The sequence below is a fragment of the Nitrospira sp. NS4 genome, from assembly GCF_049546785.1.
Classification (GTDB): domain Bacteria; phylum Nitrospirota; class Nitrospiria; order Nitrospirales; family Nitrospiraceae; genus Nitrospira_D.
Genome location: NZ_JBMWAN010000004.1, coordinates 27,924 through 49,721, shown reverse-complemented (window position 1 = coordinate 49,721; position 21,798 = coordinate 27,924). Strand labels below are relative to the sequence as shown.

The following is a 21,798-nucleotide window of genomic DNA, read 5'->3' as shown; positions in this document are numbered from 1 at the left end:
TACAGTCGCCCGCAGTCTATTCTTTCACCCCAAGGGAGCGATCATGGCGAGAGGACGCGAGAAAGATCGGAAAACGAGAAAGAAACATCAGAAGAACGTGAAGCGGGTCAAGGCGCTGGCCAAGGCACGGCGCGGCGGCAAGCGCACCACGAAAAAGAGCTAAACGCGGAGTAGGGTAAGGGCTTACTCGGCCGCCGTGAGGCGGTTGAGTTCCGCCCTGATGTGTTGTTCGGCGAGTTCGGGAACGATTCGTTGTATAGCCTGTTCAACCGCCTGCTCCGCGGTCGTCCTTACGATGTCGTCGGCGATGAGCGGAGTCTGCTTGAGCGTTGCCTGCCTGATTTCTTCCTTCACCAGTTGATCGATCGTCCCCAGGTGTTCCCGCATCGCCCCGGGAAGCTGCTGTTTCACGCTGGCGTCAACCTGCTCGCGGATGGAGTCATCAAGGCGCTTCTTGATCGAGGCGGCGGCGAGTTCGGAAACGGTTTCGCGGATCAGCGGTTCGCTGGCGGTCAGCTCGTTCTTCAGCAGGGGGGGGAGTTCCCGGCCCAGCAACGGTTGGATGATGGATGTCAGTTGCTCCCTGGAGAGGATATCCCCCAGCTGTCCGTCGAGTTCCGTCTTGACGACGGAGTGAATCCGGGCGGTCAGCTCCCGTTCAATAGCTTGCGGGAGGAGAGCGGCGATCCGCTTCTCCGTGCGCTCGGTCATGGAGGTCAGGATCTGGCTGAAGAGGCCGGACATGGCGTCTTCCGGAGCGGGCGATGATTTCGTGACGGTCGGCGCGCTCATCGAGTCGGCTGGATGATCCATGGCAAGGGTCTCCTCCCCGTTGGGGATGTCAATCAGATCCATCACCGCATCCTCCTCGGTCAGGTCCGTCGAGGTGGAATCCGGCGGCCAGACGCGGCGCTTGAGGCCACGGCGGTTGGTCTGTCTCTGTTGCGTCTGCTGGATGAGCGCGATGATGGCGAGCAGGTCTTCAGCCTGGAACGGCTTTTTCAAAAAGGTCTTCACGCCCAGGGAGCGAAGGTGGCTCTCGTCAGGCCGGTCGGCGGAGTTGATGAGCGACACCAGATAGGTGTCGGTCAGGTTATCCAGCTTGTGGATTTCTTTGCAAAATCCTGAAAAGGTCATGCTGTCGAGATGGTAGTCGGCGATGATGAGGGAAGGATTGTTCCGTCGGGCGGCTTCAAGAGCCGCAGGGCCGTCTTGAAACCCCTGGACATCGAAGCCCTCCGGAGCTGAGATCTCTTCGACCATCCGCCTGACGGCAGGACTGCTATCGACGACAAAAATGGAAGAAGCCACGAAACCCTCCAATTTTATTGAAGTATCGCGAACCTATCATCGACGGTGCTCCTTGTCCAAAAAAAACCGGATTTGTGCTTCTTTTGACTAGGCTGTTCCCGGGCCGTACAATCCGGCGCGAACGATGATGGTACAAGGGAGAGGTGACGGTGCAGACTCATCAGGTCATTTTTTTCGATGCGGCGGACACCCTATTCCATATCAGGGGATCGGTTGCGGAGATCTATCAGCACTATGCCGTTCAGCACGGGTTCAAGCAGACGCCAAATTCGCTGCTGGCGATCAAGCAGGCGTTCAGCCGGGCCTTTAAGGACGCGCCGCCTGCGATCTTTGCGACCACGGAACCGACGGCGCTTAAACAAAGCGAGCGGCTCTGGTGGTTCGATATCGTCCACAATGTGTTTTATCGGGTCGGGATGTTCGAGGGATTCGATGAGTTTTTTGAGGAGGTCTTTGAGGTCTTTGCAGATCCTGCGACCTGGACGCTGTATCCGGAGACCGAGCATGTCCTGGGCACACTGAAAGCACGGGGGATGGAGCTGGGCATCATCTCGAATTTCGACTCGCGGTTATTTCCCGTGCTGCGCGGACTGGGCATCGAACGGTATTTCGATACCGTGACGATTTCGAGCCTGTCGCAGGCGGCCAAGCCGGCGCCGAAGATTTTTCAGCTCGCGTTGGAGAAGCACGCCGTCGATCCCGAAGAAGCCGTCCATGTCGGCGACAGTTTGAGAGAAGATGTGGAAGGGGCCGCGAAGGCGGGCCTGACGAGCGTGCTGATCGATCGTTCGCCGGCCGAAGCAGCGCCGGGCATTCACCGCATCAGCTCGCTGGATCAGCTCCTGCCGCTACTCGCCCGTCTCTAACAAATTCGGCACCAGGTCTTTGGCGTGCCCGCGCAAGGCGATGTCCACGAGATCCGATTGCGGCGTCGGGTCCGGATTCACTTCAATGACGAACGCCCCGGCCTCTTTCGCGACCGAAGCAAACCCGGCTGCGGGATAGACCACGCCCGACGTCCCGATCACAATCAGAACATCACAGTCCTGCAACGCTTTGGCGCAGCGGGCCAAGTCCTCCTGGTCTAACGATTCGCCGAACCAGACGATGTGCGGACGCAGAAGTCCCCGGCAGCGATCACAGGACGGTAGAAGCGGCAGAGGGATCTGGTGGTTCTCCGCTACGGTGCCGCATGCCGTGCAGCGTACCATCCAGATGTTGCCGTGAATCTCCGACAGCTTGTGCGACCCCGCTGCGCGGTGCAGCCCGTCCACGTTCTGCGTGATGAGCCAGAAATCGGGAAGGCGGGCCTCCAATGCCGCAACGGCATGATGAGCAGGATTGGGCCGTTTCGTCGCGATCAATTCCCGCCGCCAGTTGTACCATTCCCAGACGAGTCGCGGGTCCCGCTGAAACGCTTCCGGCGTCGCCAGGTCTTCCGCTCGATAATTCCGCCACAAGCCGTCGGCCCCGCGAAAGGTCGGCACGCCACTGTCGGCAGAGATGCCGGCGCCGGTCAGGATTGTGATGGCTTGTGCGGTAGCCACGCGCGATCGGGCTTCTGATAATTCTTCCGGGCTCATGGCGAGGTATTTTATCCTACTTCAGCGGCCTGCTATAGTACGGCCTCATTTACAGTACAGGATGCTGAAAAGGTCCGCCAGCGGCGTTCTCGCATCGTTCAGACCCTCAACGTACCCCAGAAGGTACGCCTCGGTCCTTCACTTGCGACGGCCTTGCTGGACGGCCATTGTGAGCATCCTGTGAGGTGGTTCGGGGGCATTTTAGTTGTAGATATCCGTGAATGCTTCAGAGATCAACCGGGTTTTCCCGTGGGCTGTTCAAGAGGAGTAAGGCGATGGAAAACATTCTGATGGTCGGGGCCGGGTCGGTAGGCGGGTTTTTCGGGGCGCACCTGGCGAAGAATAATCCCAATGTGTCGTTCCTGCTGCGGCCCAAGACGCTGGCCGCGGTGAAGCAGAACGGATTGACGATTCGCAGCGCGAGCGGCACCTTTACTGTTCATCCGCCGGCTGCGTCCGATCCTCGCGAATTGCCCAAGCCCGATCTCATCATTCTCTCGGTGAAGGCCTACGATCTGGACGAGGTCATGGGGCAACTTGATCCGGTGCTCACGGACCAGACTGTGATTCTGACCTTGCAAAACGGAGTCGATACGGAAGATCGTCTGATCGCCAGACTGCAGCGGGATTGTGTCGTCGGCGGCGTGGCCTTCATCTATTCCAAGATTGCCGCACCCGGCGTGATCGATCACTACAAAAAAGGTGCGGTCGCCATCGGCGAATTGATGGGACACAAGAGCCCCCGCCTCCTCGCGATCGCGGAGATTTTTAAACAGGCGGGGATTCCCTGCCAGCTCACGGACGACGTGCGGAAAAGCAAATGGGAGAAGATGTGCTGGAACTGCGTCTTCAACCCCCTCACCGTGATCGTCGACGACAAGGTGGCGAAGACGCTGGAGCATCCGGAGATGCTGCGCGTCATTCATCAGATCGTCCAGGAAGTCGCGGCGGTCGCGGCATCGGTCAAGGTGCCGCTGTCGCCGGACATGGCGGAGAAGGTCGTGCGCTGGACGCAGGAGATCCGCGACATCCATACCTCCATGTACGACGATTGGAAGGCGGGCCGCCCGACCGAGATCGACTACTTGAACGGGTACATTGTCCGCCTGGGGCGTGAGTTGGGAGTGCCGACACCGGTGAATGAGGCATTGACGGCGATGATCAAGACGATTACGGAAAAGGAAAAGACGGGCCCCGGTGTCGTGCGAATCGACGGATCGGTCGTGCAGCCCGTCGCATTCGATCGTGCGGCGATGCAGCAGTTGCCCGGCGAGTATCATGTGCAGGATGTGAGCACCGTCATGCCGGGGATGATGGGGAAGGCGATCAAGGTGAAGGGCTTGCTCGATGTGCCGGCCCTGGGCATCAAGGCCGATCATGTCACGTTTCATTCGTTGGACGGCAAATATGCGGCGACCCTCACCTTGCAGCAGGCCCGCGACTTCGGGCTGCTGCTCTACGAACTCAACGGCGAGCCGCTGCCGGAAGGAAGGGGCGGTCCCTATCGGCTTATCACGCCGGGACTGGGCGATCACTGCGCCAACGTGAAGGGCGTGGGACGGATTGAAGTGCGTGTCGGGTCAGGCAAAGATACCCGGCCGCCGGCTGAAGAAAGAACCAATTGCTAGCAGGATGTTGAAAAGGTCCGCCAGCGGCGTTCTCGCATCGTTGAAACCCTCAACGTGCCCCAGAAGGTACGCCTCGGCCCATCACTCGCTGCGGCCTTGCTGGGCGGCGATTTTGAACATCCTGCCGTGATTTGTCGGGTCGGCTCCATCTGTCTGGCTTGTTGAGCCGAGGCCTCGTAGCGTTTTCTTCATCCAGTTAGCCTCATGCCGTGTGCGCTTCTCTGATGACGCGAATGGCCTTCCACCGTTCCGATCGATAGCGCCAGAGCAGCAACCCCATCCGTACCGTCCAGTCCGCGATCATCGCGCTCCACACAAATAGGATATCGAGCGACAGCCAGAGGCCTGTGATGAGCGCCAGGGGCACGCGCACGCCCCACATGCCGACTGTCGTGGCCCACATGATGAAACGGGTGTCTCCGGCCCCGCGCAAAGATCCGGCGAGGACCATCGTGAGTGCGAGCGGAATCTGGAGGACGGCGACGATGCGCAGAAAGACCGTTCCCAGTTCAATGACGGCCCCGTCGCTGGTAAAGGCGCGGAGCAGCGCGTAGGGAAAGAAAAAGAACAGCACGCCCATCGAGGCCATCGCGCCGGCCGCCAGCCGGTTCGCTTCCCAATTCTCCAGTTTTGCGCGCACGTATTTTCCAGCCCCGATGCTTTGCCCCACCATGGTGGAAGCGGCGATGGCGAAGCCATAGCCCGGCAGGAACGATAAAGACTCGATTGAGAGACCGACCTGGTGTGCCGCATAGCTCACCGTGCCGTAGAATAAGACGATCTTCGTGTAGACGATGATGCCGGCCTGCTGGAACATGCGTTCCCCGGATACCGGCGCGCCGATGTGCCAGGCCGATCGCAAGAGATCGCGGCGCAACCGCCGCTTCCTGCTCAGGAGATGGCGGCAGTGCCAAAGGAGAAAGGAGGCGCCAGCTCCCTCCGCGAGACCGACGGCGATGCCCGCGCCGGTGATTCCCATGTGGGGAAGCCCCCACCGTCCGTAGATCAAGGGATAGGCGACGAGTAGATAGAGGAGATTGACGCCGATCAACGCGTACATCGGAGTTTTGGTATCGCCGGTGCCCTGTAAGATTGAGGAGAGGACCTGGAGAAAGATGGTGCAGGGAATGACGAGAAAAATCAGATTGGAATAGGGGAGGGCACGTGTCATGACCTCCTGTTCGGCGCCCAGGAGTTCCATGGCCGGACCATTCAACAAGAGTCCGAAGGCGGCGAGGCCACAGGAGACGATGCCGGCCAGACCGAGCAGGTGGGTGGCGGCTTCCTCGACATCGTTGGTGCGGCGCGCACCCCAGAGTTGGGCGATCAGCACATTCGCTCCGACGGAGAGCCCTGAGACCAGCGTGGTGGCGATGAAGGCCAGCAATTGACCGAGCCCCACCGCGGCGATCGAGGTCGCGCCGAGGCCGCCGACGAGGAACACGGCGAGGATTCCTTCCGTGCGCTGGAGCAGACTGCTTACGGTCACCGGCAGGGCGAGGGTCAACACCGATTTTCTGATCTGTGCAATGCCGGAGGCCATGGGCCTGTATCCTAACAGAAGGGGGGCTGCGCTAGACAAATGTATCTTTCTTCGCATAGGGTCTTGGTATGACACAGGAGTCTTCCGAGCCCTCTTCGATCGTCCTTCAGAAGCCGCCGCGACTGTCCAAGTCCAAATTTCTGTCCGGCCTGCAATGCCATAAGCGCCTGCACCTTGAAATCTATCAGCCGCAGCTTGCGACGCCGCCGGATGCGGGAACGCAGGCGATTCTGGATATGGGAACAGAGGTCGGAGAGTTAGCGCGAAAGCGCTTCCCCGGCGGCAGGCTGGTGACGGCGGGATACAGGCAGACCGAGGCCGCTCTCAAACAGACTGCGGAGTTTCTCGCAGATCCCGCGGTGCCGGCGATCTTTGAAGCGGCCGTCATGGGCGACGGCGTTCTGATTCGCGCGGATATTCTGGAGCGGGTCTGTGCCTCTGACGGTGAGACCTTGGGCTGGCGGTTGATTGAAGTGAAGTCCTCGACCAGGGTGAAAGAGGTCCATCTGGACGATCTGGCGCTGCAACACCATGTGCTGGTCAGCGCGGGGTTATCCGTGATCGGCAGCCACCTGATGCACATCAACACCGGCTACACCTATCCCGGCGGCGAGATCGATCTGGCTCAGCTGTTTGCCATTCAAGACTTGTCCGCGGCGGTGCTTGAACGCCGGGAAGCTGTGGTCGAGCGGTTGGTCGCGATGAAAGCCATGGTGCTCATACCGGAGCCGCCGGCGATCGAACCGGATCAACATTGCCTCGCCCCCTACGAGTGTCCCTTCTGGGCTTACTGTACGAAACAGAAGCCGGAACGGTGGATTTTTCATCTGCCTGGAACCAAGCATGTGGTGAATCAGCTGGCCGGGCAGGGGGTGACGACGATCGATGAGATTCCCGATGGGGCGAGGCTGTCGCCGGTCCAGCGCCTGGTCAAAGACAATGCGGAGTGGGTGTCGGAGAAGTTGGGCGCCGCGCTGCAGACGGTGCGGTTTCCCGTCCACCATCTGGATTTCGAAACGGTGATGATGGCGGTGCCCCGTTTTGCCGGGACGCGGCCGTATCAAGCGCTTCCGGTGCAATGGTCGAACCACATCGAGCAGGAATCCGGTGAGCTGGTGCATCATGAATTTCTGCACGCAGAGGGGACTGATCCCCGCAAGTCGTTAGCCGGAGCCCTCCTGGACTCATTGGGGAGCCAGGGGAGTATCTGTGTCTACTCGCCCTACGAGAAGTCGGTGATCGAGCAACTGGCCGAGGCCCTGCCGGAACGGAGAGCCGCGCTGCGGGCCCTCGTGAAGCGCCTTTGGGATCTGCACCCGGTCGTGCGCGATCACTATTACCATCCGGAGTTTGACGGTTCGTATTCGCTCAAGGAAGTGCTGCCGGCTCTCGTCCCGTCGCTGGGGTATGGCGATCTTGGGATTCGGGAAGGCGGCCATGCCGCGAGCGAATATTACCGGATGGTATTCGTCGAAACGGATTGGATCGAGCGCGCGAGAATTCAGGAGGCCCTCCTGGCCTATTGCAAGCGGGATACGCTGGCGCTGGTCGAGTTGAGACGGGCGTTGAAGGAGAAGGCGGGGAGCCGGTGAGGATTGGAGAAACACTGGAGGCGTTTCTCCCGTCGCCAAGTACAATTATAGGGGCTCCGGGTCGAGCAAGCTCTGTTTGGCGGAGAGGGTGGGATTTGAACCCACGGTCCCCTTGCGAGGACGCCCGCTTTCGAGGCGAGTCCATTCGGCCACTCTGGCACCTCTCCGTTCAGCTGCTGTGACTGGGAAGCAAGACCCGGGGGAATTGCAACAGTGGGGGGAGCTTAACGTGGGGGCGGAGATTTTTCAATCGGTTTTCTTTCGACGGCAGAAGCGATGAGGACGCGGTGGAAGGTCCGTGGCCGGATATGATGTGAGGGGCTTGGTGGATCCGCAGGGAGTCGAACCAATCGTGTTTGTGTCGAGCGATCACATCAATGACTCCTGTTGGCGTATTCCGGTTCAGCTCGAGGAGCGGGTGGTTCACATATGGGGATTTTCTCTGGAGGGGGCATCCTCCACGATCGCACTATGCCGTCTATGGATGAGCGTGGAGGAGCAGGCCCGGGCCGGCCGGTTTGTACGTCCTGAGGACGGCACCGGCTATATCCTTGCGCGAGGTTGTCTGAGGGCCGTCCTTGCCCGGTATACGGGGCTCGATCCGTCGGCTCTGACATTTCAACCGGGTGCGACGGGAAAACCCGAGCTTGCCGCCATGCCTGATGGCCGGAATCGCATCCGTTTCAATCTGTCCCATTCCTACGGACGGATGCTGATTGCAGTGGCCAGGCGGCAGGAGGTGGGGGTCGACCTTGAGCGGATTCGAGAGCAGGTCGAAGCGGCCAGGCTGGCGCGGCGGTTTTATTCGCCGACGGAGTGCGCGAACGTGACCGGTTTATCGGGCCCTGCACAAGCCGCACAGTTTTTCCGCTATTGGGCCGCTAAAGAGGCGTTCTTGAAATGCAAGGGAGTCGGTCTTCAGTTCCCCCTGGATCGCTGCGAGATCACGCTGTCGGCCGACGGGCCGACTGCGGCGGTAAGCTGGAAGGTTACTTCCGGTTCCATCGAACAGGGGCGGGTACGGTTTCTCCCTCTTGAAGACGGGTGGATCGGCGCGGTGACGGCCGGCGAAGATGAGTGGCGAATGGATATCCGCCGATGGCCTTTAGGTTGATCGCGGCGCGACATGGATCCCGTCGGACTTAGTCGGGTTTCGGCGGCTCCGGAAAAACTCCTGCAAGAGCGTTTGGCTCTCCCCTTCCAGCAGCCCTCCTTCGACCCGCACGCGGTGGTTGAGGCGGGGCTCCGCCGGAATGTCCATGAGCGAGCCGCAGGCGCCGGCCTTCGGGTCCCAGGCGCCGAATACCAATCGGGCGATTCTCGATTGCACGATGGCTCCCGCGCACATCGGACAGGGTTCGAGGGTGACATAGAGCGTGCACTCGGTGAGCCGCCAGCTCCCCAGCTTGGCCGCCGCTTCTCGAATCACAATCATTTCAGCATGGGCGGTGGGATCCTGGCTGGCCTCGCGGAGGTTGTGGGCCCTGGCAAGGATCTCGCCCTTGCGGACGAGGAGCGTGCCGATGGGGACCTCCCCCAAGGCCGGGGCTTGTCCGGCCTGTTCCAGCGCCAGGCGCATGAAGGCTATGTCTTCTGTCCGTAGGGTGGTCATGAGATGCGCGCGGCTTATCGGGCTCCGGTTAGACGAATTATCGTAGCACAGGAAGATGGTTTGCCCAAAGAGACCCGAGGAGGAGACGGGAACTAGGACTGGCTGGCCAGATAGATCGGGCCTTTGGGAGCGGAACGCTCTCCCGATGGTTCGAGGCTGATGGCGAACTGATTCGCGGTGGAGAGGTTGGGCAGGCGAGTGATGAAGTGATGCGCGGTTTCCCCGCCGTGGTTATGAAACGTGCCCAGGCTGACCGGTGTGTCATGCATTGCCCAGAGCTGGTAATTCATGCCTTTGGGGCATTTCGGAAGATTGAGGGAGTAGAGCCACACCTTTTGGGTGCGGGCATCGTACAACAGAAAACCTGCGGCCTGTCTGGCCATGTCCGATCCGCTCAACGAGATGGCCTGCACGTTGCCCTGTCGAAGCAGTGCGGCGAGTTCGACTTCCGGCGCGCGGGCGGCCTGCGGTGCCCTCCCGCGAGCCACCATTTGGAGTCGAAGGTCCTCGAGTTCAATCTCTCGCTGGGTCAATTGCTCATTCAATTCTTCCGTCTCGGCACGGCGCTGCTGCACCTCTTCGGTCAAGCGGGCGATGGTCTGCTCACGCTCCCGCAGGTGTTGTTCAACGGAGGTCAGTTGTGCGGCCTGTTCCTGTGAAGTTCGTTGCAGGGCTTGGAGCCTGGCGGTTCCGTCTGTCATGGCGGCGTACGAGTTCCAGGCGATGTAGGCGCCGGTGGCCAGAATGCCAAGAGCCGCCACGCCGAGCCCCCATTGCAGGGACCGGGAAGAGGCGGAGGATTCCGGCGGGAAAAGATGGTTCATCCATTCGCCCGGTTCAAGGCTCGGCCTGAGGGCCTGTTTGTCGGCCGGTTCCTCCGGCATGACGGACGAGGCCCGGGCCGCCATGATTCTGGCTTTCAGCGTGCGAGGGGGCGGTGTGGTGTGCAAGCCGAAGGGGAGCACGGCCGCCACGGTCTGATATTCCTTGAGCGCGCCGTGGCAGGCCACGCACCCTGAGAGGAGATGCGCTTCAAGCGCCTGGCGTTCCGGCCGCTCAAGAGCCCCGGCGGCGTACAGCGGAACGGCTTCTTCAAGTTCTTCGTGCGTCATACGCGCTCACCGTGATCCCAGCAATGCCGCAATGATTCCCGGAGTTTGGACATGGCCAGCTTGATGCGGGTCTTGACCGTGCCGAGCGGCTGATTGAGCCTGGCGGCGATTTCTGCGTGAGACAGGCCCTCGTAGTAGGCCAGCTCCAGGGCCTGTTGTTGAGCCGAGGGTAAAGCCGAGAGCGCTCCAAGAACCAGCATGCGGATTTCCTGGTCCGCCTGGGCGTCAAAGGGACTGGGGCTGTGATCCGGGACCTGGCTCGCGCTGTCCAGCGAGTCGGCCAACCTCTGCTGCGCCCGAGAATTGCGGGCGCGGAGCCGGTCGATTGCCCGGCTTCTGGTCAATGTCACCAGCCAGGCGAGAGGTGTGCCGCGTCCCACATCGTACCGGGACACTTTCCGCCAGACTTCCAGATAGACGTCCTGAAGGAGTTCGTTCGCGTCGTCTTTATTGCCGAGCATACGGAGGGCCATGGTGTACAAGAGCGTGCTTGATTGATCGTAGAGCTGACTAAAGGCCTGCACGTCGCCTTTGACCACACGGGCAAGAAGCGCAGGGTCGATCGTCGACGCGGCTGGTTGTGACGGTGTGTCCATAACGGATTCGGTAGAGGATGATACCCCGGCTTACGCGTGAAATCCGTCACAACTATAACACTCTACGGACGAATCCGGCAAAAAGATGTGTATTGAACTCCGCGGGAACTCAGATAAATGTCGGGCAGGGACGAAGCTTATCCGGCACGGACGGGGAGGAACGATTCCAGGATCGCGGCCGCTTCGATCGAGCCGGTGGGCGTCGGCGGTTGGCCTGCCGGTTCAGGCAGCGCCAGAGCCTGGCGCAGGACCGGCTCCCATCGGGCTTCTTCGAAGTCTTCCCTGGTCAGCTCTACTCCGCGTCCATAGCGATGCAGATAATCGACAATCGGCTGCTCATCGGCAAAGTTGTAGCGCCGCACATAGACGACGGGTGTGTGCACCGCCACGGCTTCGATGACGGTTCCGTAGCCGGGTTTCGTCATGATGGTGTCGACGGAAGAGAGGAGCGTGCTGAACCGCAGCGGCAGCCCGGCGATCGAATGTACCCGTCTTGATCCGGAAGGCACCGGGCCATCAATCAGGAATTGCAGGCCGGTCATCGCCTCCATCTCCGCAAAGGGCAGCGCTTCGAGGCGGATGCCTCCGAACGCCACCAGAATGAGCGCGTCTGGTGGCCCGATCTGCAGCAGCTCGCGCAGCCTCGTCCGTTCCGCGGCGAGGGGGGCCGCAATCGGGTTGACGTCTTTCACTGTTGGAAAAGCGCGCATCGGCAGGCCCGGCGCGATCCTCAAGAGCAGGGTGGCTTGCGCGTAGGCCCGGCCGATCTCTTCCAGGATCGACTGCTGCCAGGGTTCGCGCGGGGACAGGTGTTCCCGCAGGACCTCGTCCCAGCTCAAGCTTGCCACGGCCACGGTGGGCAGGCCGGCTGCCGCTCCTGCCGCCATCGCGAGATAGGGGATATTGCCGATCACGAGGTCCGCGCGGGCCTGCCGGATCGCTTCAACTTCCCCACGCAGCCGGCTGTCCCATGCCGCGTGAAAGGCCCGGTGGGCCTGCCACGTGGCCGGCCAATCCATCGTGATCGGGCCATGTTGGATGCATCCGACATCCAGCTGGGAGGGACTGAGTTCCCACGTGAGGTTCAGCCGGGATTCAAAAAACGAGCGCGGCACGTTTGTGCGCAGGACGACTGCAAGGTCGGGTCTGCGCCGGCCCAGCTCGTTCAAGACCGGGATGATCTGCGCGGCATGACCGTATCCGTGGGATGAGATGGCGGACCAGATCAGTGGCACGGAGCGATGACTCGCCGGAGGGTTAGCTGTTCGAGTAGTCGGATTCCAACGGGGCGATGTTGTATTCGAGTTCCAGGTCGAATTCTTCGACGAGTTGATTAAACGCGTTCGCGCCCATATCCGAACGGACTTCGTTCATGACCAGATCGATGGCCGCCGCCGCGTGTGCGCCGTATTGCGTGATGGCCGATTCGATCCGCTGTTTCGCCACGTCGAGTGTCATGATGCGGTCTCCCTGGTTAGTGCAAGCCCTGCAGCATCATCTGCATTTCAGGGACGAGATCGCGTCCGCCGTTGGCGCGGCCGGATGTGGAGGCGTCGATGCCGGCTTTCAGCACCGGTCTGGCTTCTTCGGGCCTTCCCAGGCCGATAAGGGCCCGGCCCAGCGCCAGATGCGATGCCACATGCACGGGATCGAGTTGCACGGCCACGCGCAGGTGTTCGACGGCTTCTTCGAGGTTCCCGCCTTCTTGAATGATTTTATTGCCCAGTCCATAGCGGCCGAGGAATCCTTTCGGGTTCTTGGCCACCATCTGGCGAAATGCGTCGATGTCCATAGGGTACTCCTCTTCTGAGGAGCGCATCATAGCATTAGAGCGATGAGACAGGCCAGACTATGGCCGGTCGGGAGGAGAGAGCGATGAGGGCTGGTGGCGGGACGTGGTTAAGGCGCGGCCGTCGTGGCGGACGTCGAGATGGAACGCGCAGCCGGTCTTGCAGAACGCCCGATCCTTGCCGGGTCAGCCTATCAGCTCCGCGGGATGTGCTGACGGAGTTCGGCGAGCAGGGCCGTATCCTGGGCCAGTTCGGGAAGCCGGTGGTGACTGTCCAGGGAGACGATGCGCTCAAGACACCGGAGGGCCGGGACGGAATTCTTCTCGCGCACATAGGTGGCGGCCAGTAAGCGCAGCACCGCCGCCTCGCCGGCCGCATTCCCGAGCTTGATGAAGTGCTCGGACGCGTTGTTGAAACAGGCTTCGGCTTTGCGGAGGGCACCGGAGTCGAGGAACGCCTTGCCGAGCTGGCTGTAGGTGACGGCCAGCCCTTCTTCGTTTCCGACGACGCGATGACAGTCCAGTGCCTGGTTGAAGTGCGCGGTCGCCTCGTCCCAATGGGCCTGGCGAGCTTCTTCCATTCCCAGATTGTGATACAGAATGCCCAGCGCGCGATGGTCGTTCAGGGGTTTGAGCAGATCGAGCGCTTCGAGATAGTAGGGGCGGGCTTTCTCCGGCCGGCCCGCGCCGATGTGGAGATTGCCGAGGTTCACCAGCGTGTGGGCGATGGCATGTTGATTCTGCTCAGTCCGCTGGATGGCAAGCACTTCCCGATAGCAGGTTTCCGCCTGCTCAAGATTACCCGAGAGCGCGCAGACGTTGCCGAGATTGCCGAGCGATGACGACAGCTCAGTCTGGTTGCCGGACAGCCGGTCGTCCGCCACGGCCTGTTCGTAGGCCGCCTTGGCTTGGGCGAGCTGGCCTCGATGGAGAAAAATGCGGGCGCGGTGTTTGTCGTCGTCTGACATGGTGCGGTATCTCGTCGCTTGTGAAGCGTATCTCGCTTGAACGGATGTACGAGCGACGAACGAGGCTTCACGAGATATGGGCTGTGCTAGTCTCCGCCTTTCGGCGTGTCTTTTCTGAATTCGACCTGGATCTCGTCTTCCTCCTCCAGCCCCAATCCGGCCCGGAACGATTCGTACAGTTCCGTGACATAGTTGATATCCAGCTGGTCTTTTGCTTCACGAGAGACGAGGTACGCTTCACAGAGTTTCAGGCCGGTTTCAAAATGACGGGCGATGGTCTCTTCCGTCACCTGTTGCCAGGTGATGTAGATGCAGAAGGCCTGAAAGGAATGGGCGTCGGGATGGCGGGTGGCGAGAGACAGCAGCCTCTCATAAGCCTCCCGCGCCGTCGCTCCGGCGTTGGAAGAAAAGGTGTCTTCCAGCTCGACAGCCGTATCCCAGTCGGAACCCAGCTCAGCTTCGGCTCGTCGGAATGTATCTTGTGCGGCCAGGGCAGCGTCGAATTGCATGGAGGGCCTCAAGTTGTGTTGGGGAAGGATACGTGGGGAGAGAAAGGGAGGTCAATGGTCTGGTGGGCGGTACGAAAAGGGAAGGAGGTTTCGTTTACTTTCCTTCCTCCCGCTCTGTAGACTGCCTGGAATCAAGCAATGAGCACCGAACAGCCATCCCCAGCCACCGAGACAGATTCCGCCTCAACCGACCCAATCGATCGGGTCATCCGCTATCACATCCAGACGAAGCATCATTTCAATCGCTATGCCCGGTCGCTCGGGTTTCTGGACTGGGCGAATCAGCCTGATCCCTTTCGCCGCTTTGTCGGCGCGCCGCTCGCATCGCTCCCGCTTCTGAAGGCGGATGAGGAGCCGCTGTCGCCATCATACGATGCGATCTATCGGCATGACGCTGTCGCTTGTCAGCCCGTCAGCCTGCGGACGCTCTCGCGCTTCTTTGAATATGCGCTCGCGCTCTCGGCCTGGAAGAAGGCGGGGGAGTCGGAATGGGCGCTGCGAAGCAATCCGTCCTCCGGCAATCTGCATCCGACCGAAGGCTACCTCGTCCTGCCGCAGCTCGATGGGCTCGATCTGAAGCCGGGGCTCTATCACTACGCGCCGAAGGAACATGGTCTGGAGTTGCGCGCTGAATTTTTGCCTGAACAAGCGGCTCGTCTTCTGGCGCCCTTTCCTCCCGGCGCGTTTCTCTTCGGGCTCACGTCTGTCCACTGGCGGGAAGCCTGGAAATACGGCGAGCGGGCGTTCCGCTACTGCAATCACGACGTCGGTCATGCGATCGGCACGGCACGGATTGCCGCAGCCACGTTGGGCTGGCACATGTCGCTGCTGGACGGGGTGGCGCAGAATACCGTGGCGTTGCTGCTGGGCACCAATCGCGTCGACGATTTTGCCGATGTCGAGACGGAACATCCTGACTGTCTGTGCGTGCTCTGGCCGGGGGCGAGCGGAAAGGATGATGAGATCCCATTGTGTGTCGATGCAACTCTGGTGAAGGAGATCGCGAACGGAGCGTGGCATGGGAAAGCCAATCGATTAAGCCGCGAGCATGGAGTCCATTGGGACGCGATCGATCAGGCCGCCGATGCCTCATGGAAACTATCCACAGAGCAATCACTGTTGTCGTGTGCTCCTCCTGTAACGAGTGACGCGTCACGATTGACGAGTGACGCCGGGACTCTGGCCGGCCGGGTCATCCGCCAGCGGCGGAGCGCGGTGTCATTCGACGGACGCACGTCGATGGCGGCCGCGACGTTCTTTCGGATCCTGCGGCGCATGATGCCGGACGCTGATCGAAGTCAATTGGAACGGCCGGTGCCCTGGGATGCATGGCCCTATGATCCGGCGGTTCATCTGATGATCTTCGTGCATCGGGTGGATGGTCTCACCCCGGGCTTGTACTTTCTGGTCCGCGATCCGGCCAAGCTGCCGCTGATCCAGCAATCATTGAATCACGAACTGACCTGGACCGGGCCTGACGGCTGTCCGGAAGATCTGCCGCTCTATTGGCTGCTGGAGGGGGACGCGCGGCGCGCTGCGATCCAGGTGAGTTGCGATCAGGCGATTGCGGGGGACAGTGCCTTCTCGTTGGGAATGCTGGCCGAGTTCGAAGGGCGCTTGCGTCAGGCCGGGTCGTGGTTTTATCCTCGGCTCTTCTGGGAGGCCGGGCTGCTCGGGCAGGTGTTGTATCTGGAAGCGGAGGCGGCCGGGCTCCGGGGAACGGGGATCGGCTGTTTCTTCGACGACCCGGTTCATGAGATGGTGGGGGTGAAGGGGCTCTCATTCCAGTCGCTCTACCATTTTACGGTGGGCGGCCCGGTCGAAGACCGGCGATTGATGACCCTGCCGCCGTACGGAAAACGTGATATGTGATCAGTGAAGGGTGATCAGCACAGTGGCTGCGTGGCTCCAACCCATCACGCATCACTCTTCACGAGAAGGAAAGCATGTTTAAGATCAAGAAGAAAATCGACAAGCCGAAGGCGCCGGTTCTGTACAACGTGATCGAGGACTATTCGGAGTTCGATGCGCCGGGGAACGTCACGGTCTGCGCCATGACCCACCAGGAAGATCTGCCGGGGCACGCGAAGATTCTCTCAGAAAGCTACGACGTTCCGCTCGACACGATGACGCAGTTGCTGACCGAAGGGGGCACGTATGTCTACCCGCAAATCGGCGGCTTGCTCACGCGGGGGCTGTTTGCCTGTGTGGCGGAGGCCGCCGGCGCGCAGCCGAAGCGGACCTTTGTCCTGGACCTGATGCAGTTTGCCGAGGCGGAGCAGCTTGCCAGGGCGCGCGCCATTCCTCTTGCCCAGGCTGCCTACGAGGTCTTTCATCGGACCTTGCCGGATGAACTGAAGGAGAAGTTGGACCAGAAAAATCTGGGGATCGACTATCGCACGCTGGATCGGGCCGTGGCCAAGGGCGGCGACATCAAGTACATCGATTTCCGCAAGGATTGGTCGCCGCATTTCAAGCGGCTCTGCATCATGCCGGACGGGCGGCTGGTCGAAACGGGCGGGTTGGAAGAGTTTGCCCAACTGCATGGCATCAGCACGGCACAGGCGAAGACGCTGGTCGAGCAGGGGGGCACGCTGGAGGTGAATGGAGAAGTGCTGGCCTGCCAGATCGTGAACGGACAGCCGGCGGTGGCCAGGTTCAGCGCCAAGAACTCCGCGAAGGCGAAGGAACTGGCCGCGGCGAAAGGGATGCACCTCATGGATGCCTTAAGCGAGGTCGCCTACAACGACCCCGTGATGATGCGGGCGCTGGTGCGGAAAGAATTGTCCGGTGGCCGGTAGTCTGGCGGTCGATGGATGGTGCGGGCAATCGTTGACGTTCGTGTGATGATTCGATCACCACAAGCCTACTCCCTGCTCGTTGTGTCGCTCTTCGTTGCCGGCTGTGCGGCGCCCAAGCCGATTCTCTATCCCAACGCCCATTACAAGCAAGTCGGCGAGGCCGCCGCGCAGCGGGATATGGAAGAGTGTTTCGAGATAGCGAAAGAGGCCGGAGCCAGGCCGAGCCAGGGCAAGGGCGGGCAAGTGGCCGGGAGCACGGCGGCGGGGGGAGCGATCGGATCTGCCGCCGGGGCGGTCGGCGGCGCGGTGGTCGGCCATCCGGGCCGGGGGGCGATGATCGGCGCGGCGAGCGGCGCGACGGGCGGATTCCTGCGCGGCCTGTTTCGCAAGTCGCCGCCGAGCCAGGCCTATAAGCAATTCGTGAATCGCTGCCTTCAGGAACGCGGCTACGAGCCGGTGGGATGGGAGTGAGGGGAGGGCGGAAGCGTCTGCGTGATGGCGCAGGTATACCGGTGGAACAGGCCGCGAACGCCGGCTATTTCGCGGCCAGCTCTTCTTTCACGGCTTGCAGCAACTGGGTCATGTCGAACGGCTTATGAAAAGTCCGGCGCGCGCCGAAAAGGTTGGCCACATCGAGAAAATTGCGGTCGCCTTGTGCCCCGGTCATGGCGATGACTTTGGCATCGACATATTCTCGCGTGAGTTGGAGGGTTGCCTCAAGCCCGTCGGTGTTCGGCATCAGGAGATCCATGATGACGAGGTCGACGGGTTCTTTCTGGTAGGCGGCGAGGCCTTCCCGGCCGTCGCTCGCTTCCAGCACGCGATACCCCGCTTTGCTCAGAATATCCCGGAGCAGGCCCCGGATGGATTCTTCGTCGTCGATAACCAGGATGGTAGCCATGAATAATCTCAGCCCTTCGTGATGATAACCGGGTCGTATTATGACCCGTCATTTCTCAACCTGTCTAGAAAGAAATTGATTAGCGCCTTTCTCTCCGAGGGCCGCGTGGTCCGCCGGACGACGAAGGTTCCGAGGGTGCGAGGGAACAGGCGCGGGATATTCTGATTGACCGGACCTGCACATTTTGGTACAAACGCTATCGTTTGCTGCCGGTCTTCTGCACGGTGCATTCTTCTGGAGAGCACTTCCGATGAGAGTCGAATCCGAATGGGCCTGGACCCGACGTACGCTCTTGCGCACCGCTGTGGCCGGCCTCATGGCGGGGGCTGTTCATGCGCTGAGTTCCGCCCGCGCCCGAGCCGGTCAGTTGCCTGAAGGGCGGTTGACCTTTCTCAATGTCTGGACGGATGAGCGGCTGACCGTGACCTACCGCAACGAGGCGGGGGAGTACGATCTTGATGCGTTGGATGATGTGAACCACATTTTTCGCTGCCATGCGACCGGGGAAGTCTCGGTCATCGATGTGCGGGTGCTGGAGCATGTGAACCTCGTGCAGAAAAAATTGGGCGGCGATCGGGAAATTCACATCATTTCCGGGTATCGCTCTCCCGAGTACAACGCGAAGCTGGTTCGGACCGGCCGGCGTGCGGCCAGAAACAGCCTGCACATGCAGGGACAAGCCGTCGATCTGCGGATCCCCGGCATGCATCCGAAAGTCATCCGGCAGGCCGCCCTGGAGCTGGGCTTCGGCGGGGTCGGGTACTATCCGCGCTCCAGGTTCGTGCATCTCGACTCCGGTCCCTTCCGGCACTGGTAGTGATCAGGCCTTCGGTCTCATGGCGCGCGCCTCTTCGAGACGGGGCTCGTCTCGTGCCGCGCGTCTGTGGTAACGTGAACAAAGCAGGTTCACGATAGCCTGGACTCAATCGCCTTCCGGATTGTTCTGCGCGACTTCTCCAGCCTATTTCAATCGATTCTGAGGAGGGTTTTATGATGGTTCGTCGGTATTCCCGGATGGCGTTATGCGTGGTGGCGTTGGTGGCCGGCGTGAGTATGGCGGGGGCTCCGGTCCAGGCCGAGACCCACAAGGGGGCGTCCACCCAGGTCGTGTCGAAGGGCAAGCAGGTGTCCCTGGAGTACACATTGAAGCTGGACGACAAAAACGTGTTGGAGACGAACGTGGGGCGCGAGCCGATGACCTACACCCACGGGGCGCAGGAAATCGTGCCCGGCCTGGAGAAAGCGCTCGAAGGGTTGGCGGTCGGCGACAAGAAACATGTGACGGTCAAGCCGGCGGACGGCTATGGCGAGGTCGATCCCAAGGCGTTTCAGGAAGTGAAGAAAAGCCAGGTGCCGGAAAAGGCCTGGAAGGTGGGCGCTGAGCTGGAAGCCAAAGGCCCCGATGGACAGTCGATGCTCCTGCGTGTCACGGAGGTCAAAGCCGACTCGGTGGTCCTTGACTTCAATCATCCGCTGGCCGGGAAGACCCTGTACTTCGATGTGAAGGTCCTGGAGATCCGCGCGGCTGCCCCGCCGTCGAAGTAGACCGTCCCCCTGATCAGGGGGACGGTTTGAAGAACAGCATCGAGAGCGGGGGAAGCGTCAGGCTGAGGGAATAGGGGAGGCCGTGGCAGGGGATGGCCGTGGCCTGCACGCCGCCGGAATTTCCCCTGTTGCTTCCCCCGTAGACGGCGGCATCGCTGTTCAAAATTTCACGATACCATCCTTCTGCGGGGACGCCGATGCGGTAGTGCTCACGGGGGATCGGCGTGAAATTGCCCACGCAGACCAGGTGCTCGGCCAAGTCCCGCCGTCTGCGTAAGAACGAGATCACCGAGTTGTCCCCGTCGCTGAAATCGATCCACTGAAACCCCGCCCAGTCGTTGTCCGCTTCATACAGAGCCGGCTCCCGCTGATAGAGCCGGTTGAGGTCCTGCAGATACCGCTGCAACCCCCGATGCGACGGATCCTCGCACAGGTGCCAGTCCAGGCTGGTGTCGTGGTTCCATTCCCGCCACTGGCCGAATTCGCCGCCCATGAACAGCATCTTTTTTCCCGGGTGTCCGTACAGATAACCGTAGAGGCTGCGAAGGTTGGCAAACTGCTGCCATCGATCCCCGGGCATCTTGCTCAGGAGCGTGCCCTTGCCGTGAACGGTTTCATCATGGGACAGCACGAGGACGAAGTTTTCGGTGAAGGCGTAGAGCAGTCCGAAGGTGAGCTGACTGTGATGAAAGCGCCGGTGGACCGGGTCGTGTTTGAAATAATCCAGCGAGTCGTGCATCCACCCCATGTTCCACTTGAAGGTGAAGCCGAGGCCGCCCGTATAGGTCGGGCGTGAGACGCCGGGCCAGGAGGTGGATTCTTCCGCAATGGTGACGGCGCCGGGAAAGTCGCGGTGGACCAGGATGTTCATTTCCTTCAGAAAAGTCACGGCGCCCAGGTTCTCATGTCCGCCGAACGCATTCGGAATCCACTCGCCCGCTTTCCGCCCGTAGTCGAGGTAGAGCATGGAGGCCACGGCGTCCACGCGCAATCCGTCGATGTGGTACTTGTCCAGCCAGAACAACGCGCTGTTCAGCAGAAAATTGCGGACCTCCGCCCGGTCGTAATTGAAAATGCGGCTGTGCCAATCCGGGTGATAGCCGAGACGGGGGTCGGCATGGTCATACAAATGCGTGCCGTCGAACTCGTTGAGGCCGTGCGGGTCGTCGGGAAAATGCGCGGGGGCCCAATCCATGATGACCCCGATGCCGGCCTGATGCGCGGCGTCCACGAAGGCCATGAAGTCTTCGGGAGTGCCGTACCGGCTGGTGGCGGCGAAGTAGCCGGTGGTCTGGTAGCCCCAGGATCCGTCGAAAGGATGTTCCGTGACCGGCAGCAGCTCAAGATGGGTGAATCCGAGGTCTTTCACATAGGGGATGAGTTTGCCGGCCAGTTCGGCGTAGGTGAGCCAGCGATTCCCTTCCTCCGGCACCCGCATCCAGGACCCGAGATGGACTTCGTAGATGGCGAAGGGGCCGGTCAGGGGATCCCGCGCGGCGCGGGCGGTCATCCAGTCGCTGTCGTGCCAGCGGTAGCCGGAGAGATCCCGAACCCTGGAGGCGGTGCGGGGGCGCAGCTCAGCGGCCTGCGCGTAGGGGTCGGCCTTCACGAGCAGCGCGTCCCGATCCCTCGGACGGATTTCGTACTTGTACAGCGTGCCTTCAGGCAGGTCGGGAAGAAAGAGTTCCCACAACCCGGTTGCGCCTCGATTGGTCATCGGATGACAGCGTCCGTCCCAGCGATTGAAATCGCCGATCACGCTCACCCGCGCGGCATTCGGAGCCCACAGCACGAAGTGGACGCCGGTGATGCCTTCGATGGTCCGGACATGAGCGCCGAGTGTGTCGTAGGCGCGGTAGAACGTGCCTTCCGCAAAGAGGTGCAATTCAAAATCAGTCAGCAGCGGTGAAACGGCATAGGGGTCATACCCCTCGGTCACGATGCCGTCGGCGCCACTGGTTCTGACGCGGTAGCGAAGAGGCTGATGTCCTTGAGGGACGACGGCCTCGAAGAGACCTCCATCATGGATGCGCAGCGCGGGGATGGCGAGCGCCGGACGCTCCTCCAGCACGACGTGAGCCGTCTCGGCAAAGGGGTGCCAGATACGAATGGCTACGCCGTCCGCGGTGGGATGCGGTCCCAGGACCGAACGCGGGTTCCAGTGGGTTCCCGAGACGATGCGTTGAATATCTTCGTGCGCGAGGTGTGCGGGTGTCTTCATGGGCCTATCCTAAATTGTCGCGAGGGGATAAGGAAGGGGAAAACGAGACCGGGGGAGACCCTGTCCTTCTCGCAGCCGGCCGGGGGC

The 21,798-nt window shown here is 61.2% G+C and carries 22 protein-coding genes and 1 tRNA gene; 9 read left to right on the top strand and 14 right to left on the bottom strand.

The genetic code is table 11. The features are described from left to right. Positions 1–183 precede the first annotated feature (183 nt). A complete protein-coding gene (locus ACO9S2_RS12185; protein ID WP_423722585.1) occupies positions 184–1,311 on the bottom strand; it encodes a response regulator in 1,128 nt (375 codons plus the stop codon). A 149-nt stretch (positions 1,312–1,460) separates the two neighbouring features. Here ACO9S2_RS12185 and ACO9S2_RS12180 point away from each other — a divergent pair, with 149 nt between their 5' ends. Continuing rightward, positions 1,461–2,177: an HAD-IA family hydrolase gene (locus ACO9S2_RS12180; protein ID WP_423722583.1), complete on the top strand. Its 717-nt coding sequence runs from the start codon at positions 1,461–1,463 to the stop codon at positions 2,175–2,177. Here ACO9S2_RS12180 and ACO9S2_RS12175 read toward each other — a convergent pair. Next, positions 2,160–2,894, bottom strand: coding sequence for an SIR2 family NAD-dependent protein deacylase (locus ACO9S2_RS12175; protein WP_423722581.1), 735 nt, complete (start codon positions 2,892–2,894; stop codon positions 2,160–2,162). The two genes, ACO9S2_RS12180 and ACO9S2_RS12175, sit on opposite strands and share 18 nt — an antisense overlap. A 275-nt stretch (positions 2,895–3,169) precedes the next feature. Here ACO9S2_RS12175 and ACO9S2_RS12170 point away from each other — a divergent pair, with 275 nt between their 5' ends. Continuing rightward, the gene (locus ACO9S2_RS12170) at positions 3,170–4,522 is read left to right on the top strand and encodes a 2-dehydropantoate 2-reductase (RefSeq protein ID WP_423722580.1); all 1,353 of its coding nucleotides are present in this window, start codon (positions 3,170–3,172) and stop codon (positions 4,520–4,522) included. Between the two features lie 202 nt (positions 4,523–4,724). Here ACO9S2_RS12170 and ACO9S2_RS12165 read toward each other — a convergent pair whose 3' ends face one another. Beyond that, positions 4,725–6,065 carry an MATE family efflux transporter gene (locus ACO9S2_RS12165; RefSeq protein WP_423722578.1) on the bottom strand — a complete coding sequence of 447 codons (1,341 nt, stop codon included), beginning with the start codon at positions 6,063–6,065 and terminating at the stop codon, positions 4,725–4,727. Positions 6,066–6,133: 68 nt separating this feature from the next. Between ACO9S2_RS12165 and ACO9S2_RS12160 the strand changes: the two genes are divergently transcribed. Beyond that, on the top strand, positions 6,134–7,657 hold the full coding sequence (locus tag ACO9S2_RS12160) for a DUF2779 domain-containing protein (protein WP_423722577.1): 1,524 nt from the start codon (positions 6,134–6,136) through the stop codon (positions 7,655–7,657). Positions 7,658–7,734: 77 nt separating this feature from the next. Here ACO9S2_RS12160 and ACO9S2_RS12155 read toward each other — a convergent pair. Next, positions 7,735–7,824, bottom strand: a tRNA-Ser gene (locus ACO9S2_RS12155). Positions 7,825–7,982: 158 nt separating this feature from the next. Here ACO9S2_RS12155 and ACO9S2_RS12150 point away from each other — a divergent pair. Next, positions 7,983–8,771, top strand: a complete 789-nt coding sequence (locus tag ACO9S2_RS12150; RefSeq protein ID WP_423722575.1) for a 4'-phosphopantetheinyl transferase family protein — start codon at positions 7,983–7,985, stop codon at positions 8,769–8,771. On the opposite strand, the gene tadA is transcribed toward ACO9S2_RS12150, so the two are convergent. From tadA to ACO9S2_RS12110, 8 genes are all read right to left on the bottom strand, one after another. Continuing rightward, on the bottom strand, positions 8,763–9,269 hold the full coding sequence (gene tadA / locus ACO9S2_RS12145) for a tRNA adenosine(34) deaminase TadA (protein WP_423722574.1): 507 nt from the start codon (positions 9,267–9,269) through the stop codon (positions 8,763–8,765). The two genes, ACO9S2_RS12150 and tadA, sit on opposite strands and share 9 nt — an antisense overlap. A 92-nt stretch (positions 9,270–9,361) precedes the next feature. Further along, positions 9,362–10,381, bottom strand: coding sequence for an anti-sigma factor domain-containing protein (locus ACO9S2_RS12140; RefSeq protein WP_423722572.1), 1,020 nt, complete (start codon positions 10,379–10,381; stop codon positions 9,362–9,364). After that, positions 10,378–10,977, bottom strand: a complete 600-nt coding sequence (locus tag ACO9S2_RS12135; RefSeq protein WP_423722569.1) for a sigma-70 family RNA polymerase sigma factor — start codon at positions 10,975–10,977, stop codon at positions 10,378–10,380. The genes ACO9S2_RS12140 and ACO9S2_RS12135 overlap by 4 nt, the downstream gene beginning before the upstream one ends. Positions 10,978–11,114: 137 nt before the next feature. Continuing rightward, positions 11,115–12,212 carry a hypothetical protein gene (locus tag ACO9S2_RS12130; protein ID WP_423722567.1) on the bottom strand — a complete coding sequence of 366 codons (1,098 nt, stop codon included), beginning with the start codon at positions 12,210–12,212 and terminating at the stop codon, positions 11,115–11,117. A 22-nt stretch (positions 12,213–12,234) separates the two neighbouring features. Next, positions 12,235–12,435 (bottom strand): hypothetical protein, encoded by a 201-nt coding sequence (locus ACO9S2_RS12125; protein WP_423722566.1) that lies wholly within the window; start codon positions 12,433–12,435, stop codon positions 12,235–12,237. A 16-nt stretch (positions 12,436–12,451) separates the two neighbouring features. Continuing rightward, positions 12,452–12,769: a tetratricopeptide repeat protein gene (locus ACO9S2_RS12120; protein WP_423722564.1), complete on the bottom strand. Its 318-nt coding sequence runs from the start codon at positions 12,767–12,769 to the stop codon at positions 12,452–12,454. A gap of 191 nt (positions 12,770–12,960) precedes the next feature. Beyond that, positions 12,961–13,734 (bottom strand): tetratricopeptide repeat protein, encoded by a 774-nt coding sequence (locus tag ACO9S2_RS12115; RefSeq protein WP_423722562.1) that lies wholly within the window; start codon positions 13,732–13,734, stop codon positions 12,961–12,963. Between the two features lie 86 nt (positions 13,735–13,820). Continuing rightward, positions 13,821–14,243 (bottom strand): hypothetical protein, encoded by a 423-nt coding sequence (locus ACO9S2_RS12110; RefSeq protein WP_423722561.1) that lies wholly within the window; start codon positions 14,241–14,243, stop codon positions 13,821–13,823. A 138-nt stretch (positions 14,244–14,381) separates the two neighbouring features. Between ACO9S2_RS12110 and ACO9S2_RS12105 the strand changes: the two genes are divergently transcribed. From ACO9S2_RS12105 to ACO9S2_RS12095, 3 genes are all read left to right on the top strand, one after another. Continuing rightward, entirely contained in the window at positions 14,382–16,115 is a 1,734-nt protein-coding gene (locus ACO9S2_RS12105) for a SagB/ThcOx family dehydrogenase (RefSeq protein WP_423722559.1), read from the top strand. Between the two features lie 74 nt (positions 16,116–16,189). Beyond that, positions 16,190–17,044: a hypothetical protein gene (locus ACO9S2_RS12100; RefSeq protein ID WP_423722558.1), complete on the top strand. Its 855-nt coding sequence runs from the start codon at positions 16,190–16,192 to the stop codon at positions 17,042–17,044. A 45-nt stretch (positions 17,045–17,089) separates the two neighbouring features. Continuing rightward, positions 17,090–17,515, top strand: coding sequence for a glycine zipper family protein (locus tag ACO9S2_RS12095; RefSeq protein WP_423722556.1), 426 nt, complete (start codon positions 17,090–17,092; stop codon positions 17,513–17,515). Positions 17,516–17,579: 64 nt separating this feature from the next. On the opposite strand, the gene ACO9S2_RS12090 is transcribed toward ACO9S2_RS12095, so the two are convergent. Next, on the bottom strand, positions 17,580–17,945 hold the full coding sequence (locus ACO9S2_RS12090) for a response regulator (protein ID WP_423722554.1): 366 nt from the start codon (positions 17,943–17,945) through the stop codon (positions 17,580–17,582). A 250-nt stretch (positions 17,946–18,195) separates the two neighbouring features. Between ACO9S2_RS12090 and ACO9S2_RS12085 the strand changes: the two genes are divergently transcribed. Beyond that, positions 18,196–18,762 carry a YcbK family protein gene (locus ACO9S2_RS12085; RefSeq protein ID WP_423722553.1) on the top strand — a complete coding sequence of 189 codons (567 nt, stop codon included), beginning with the start codon at positions 18,196–18,198 and terminating at the stop codon, positions 18,760–18,762. A 173-nt stretch (positions 18,763–18,935) separates the two neighbouring features. Beyond that, positions 18,936–19,490 carry an FKBP-type peptidyl-prolyl cis-trans isomerase gene (locus ACO9S2_RS12080; RefSeq protein ID WP_423722551.1) on the top strand — a complete coding sequence of 185 codons (555 nt, stop codon included), beginning with the start codon at positions 18,936–18,938 and terminating at the stop codon, positions 19,488–19,490. 13 nt (positions 19,491–19,503) lie between these two features. Here the strand turns inward: ACO9S2_RS12080 and glgB are convergent, their stop codons facing one another. Beyond that, positions 19,504–21,711 (bottom strand): 1,4-alpha-glucan branching protein GlgB, encoded by a 2,208-nt coding sequence (glgB, locus tag ACO9S2_RS12075; RefSeq protein ID WP_423722550.1) that lies wholly within the window; start codon positions 21,709–21,711, stop codon positions 19,504–19,506. Positions 21,712–21,798: the final 87 nt, after the last annotated feature.

Coding starts and splice junctions, on each gene's coding strand:
- ACO9S2_RS12085 (WP_423722553.1), top strand. CDS start 18,196: ATGAGAGTCGAATCCGAATGGGCCTGGACCCGACGTACGCTCTTGCGC.
- ACO9S2_RS12140 (WP_423722572.1), bottom strand. CDS start 10,381: ATGACGCACGAAGAACTTGAAGAAGCCGTTCCGCTGTACGCCGCCGGG.
- ACO9S2_RS12175 (WP_423722581.1), bottom strand. CDS start 2,894: ATGAGCCCGGAAGAATTATCAGAAGCCCGATCGCGCGTGGCTACCGCA.
- ACO9S2_RS12100 (WP_423722558.1), top strand. CDS start 16,190: ATGTTTAAGATCAAGAAGAAAATCGACAAGCCGAAGGCGCCGGTTCTG.
- ACO9S2_RS12090 (WP_423722554.1), bottom strand. CDS start 17,945: ATGGCTACCATCCTGGTTATCGACGACGAAGAATCCATCCGGGGCCTG.
- tadA (WP_423722574.1), bottom strand. CDS start 9,269: ATGACCACCCTACGGACAGAAGACATAGCCTTCATGCGCCTGGCGCTG.
- ACO9S2_RS12170 (WP_423722580.1), top strand. CDS start 3,170: ATGGAAAACATTCTGATGGTCGGGGCCGGGTCGGTAGGCGGGTTTTTC.
- ACO9S2_RS12160 (WP_423722577.1), top strand. CDS start 6,134: ATGACACAGGAGTCTTCCGAGCCCTCTTCGATCGTCCTTCAGAAGCCG.
- ACO9S2_RS12080 (WP_423722551.1), top strand. CDS start 18,936: ATGATGGTTCGTCGGTATTCCCGGATGGCGTTATGCGTGGTGGCGTTG.
- ACO9S2_RS12110 (WP_423722561.1), bottom strand. CDS start 14,243: ATGCAATTCGACGCTGCCCTGGCCGCACAAGATACATTCCGACGAGCC.
- ACO9S2_RS12095 (WP_423722556.1), top strand. CDS start 17,090: ATGATTCGATCACCACAAGCCTACTCCCTGCTCGTTGTGTCGCTCTTC.
- ACO9S2_RS12125 (WP_423722566.1), bottom strand. CDS start 12,435: ATGACACTCGACGTGGCGAAACAGCGGATCGAATCGGCCATCACGCAA.
- glgB (WP_423722550.1), bottom strand. CDS start 21,711: ATGAAGACACCCGCACACCTCGCGCACGAAGATATTCAACGCATCGTC.
- ACO9S2_RS12115 (WP_423722562.1), bottom strand. CDS start 13,734: ATGTCAGACGACGACAAACACCGCGCCCGCATTTTTCTCCATCGAGGC.
- ACO9S2_RS12165 (WP_423722578.1), bottom strand. CDS start 6,065: ATGGCCTCCGGCATTGCACAGATCAGAAAATCGGTGTTGACCCTCGCC.
- ACO9S2_RS12135 (WP_423722569.1), bottom strand. CDS start 10,977: ATGGACACACCGTCACAACCAGCCGCGTCGACGATCGACCCTGCGCTT.
- ACO9S2_RS12105 (WP_423722559.1), top strand. CDS start 14,382: ATGAGCACCGAACAGCCATCCCCAGCCACCGAGACAGATTCCGCCTCA.
- ACO9S2_RS12120 (WP_423722564.1), bottom strand. CDS start 12,769: ATGGACATCGACGCATTTCGCCAGATGGTGGCCAAGAACCCGAAAGGA.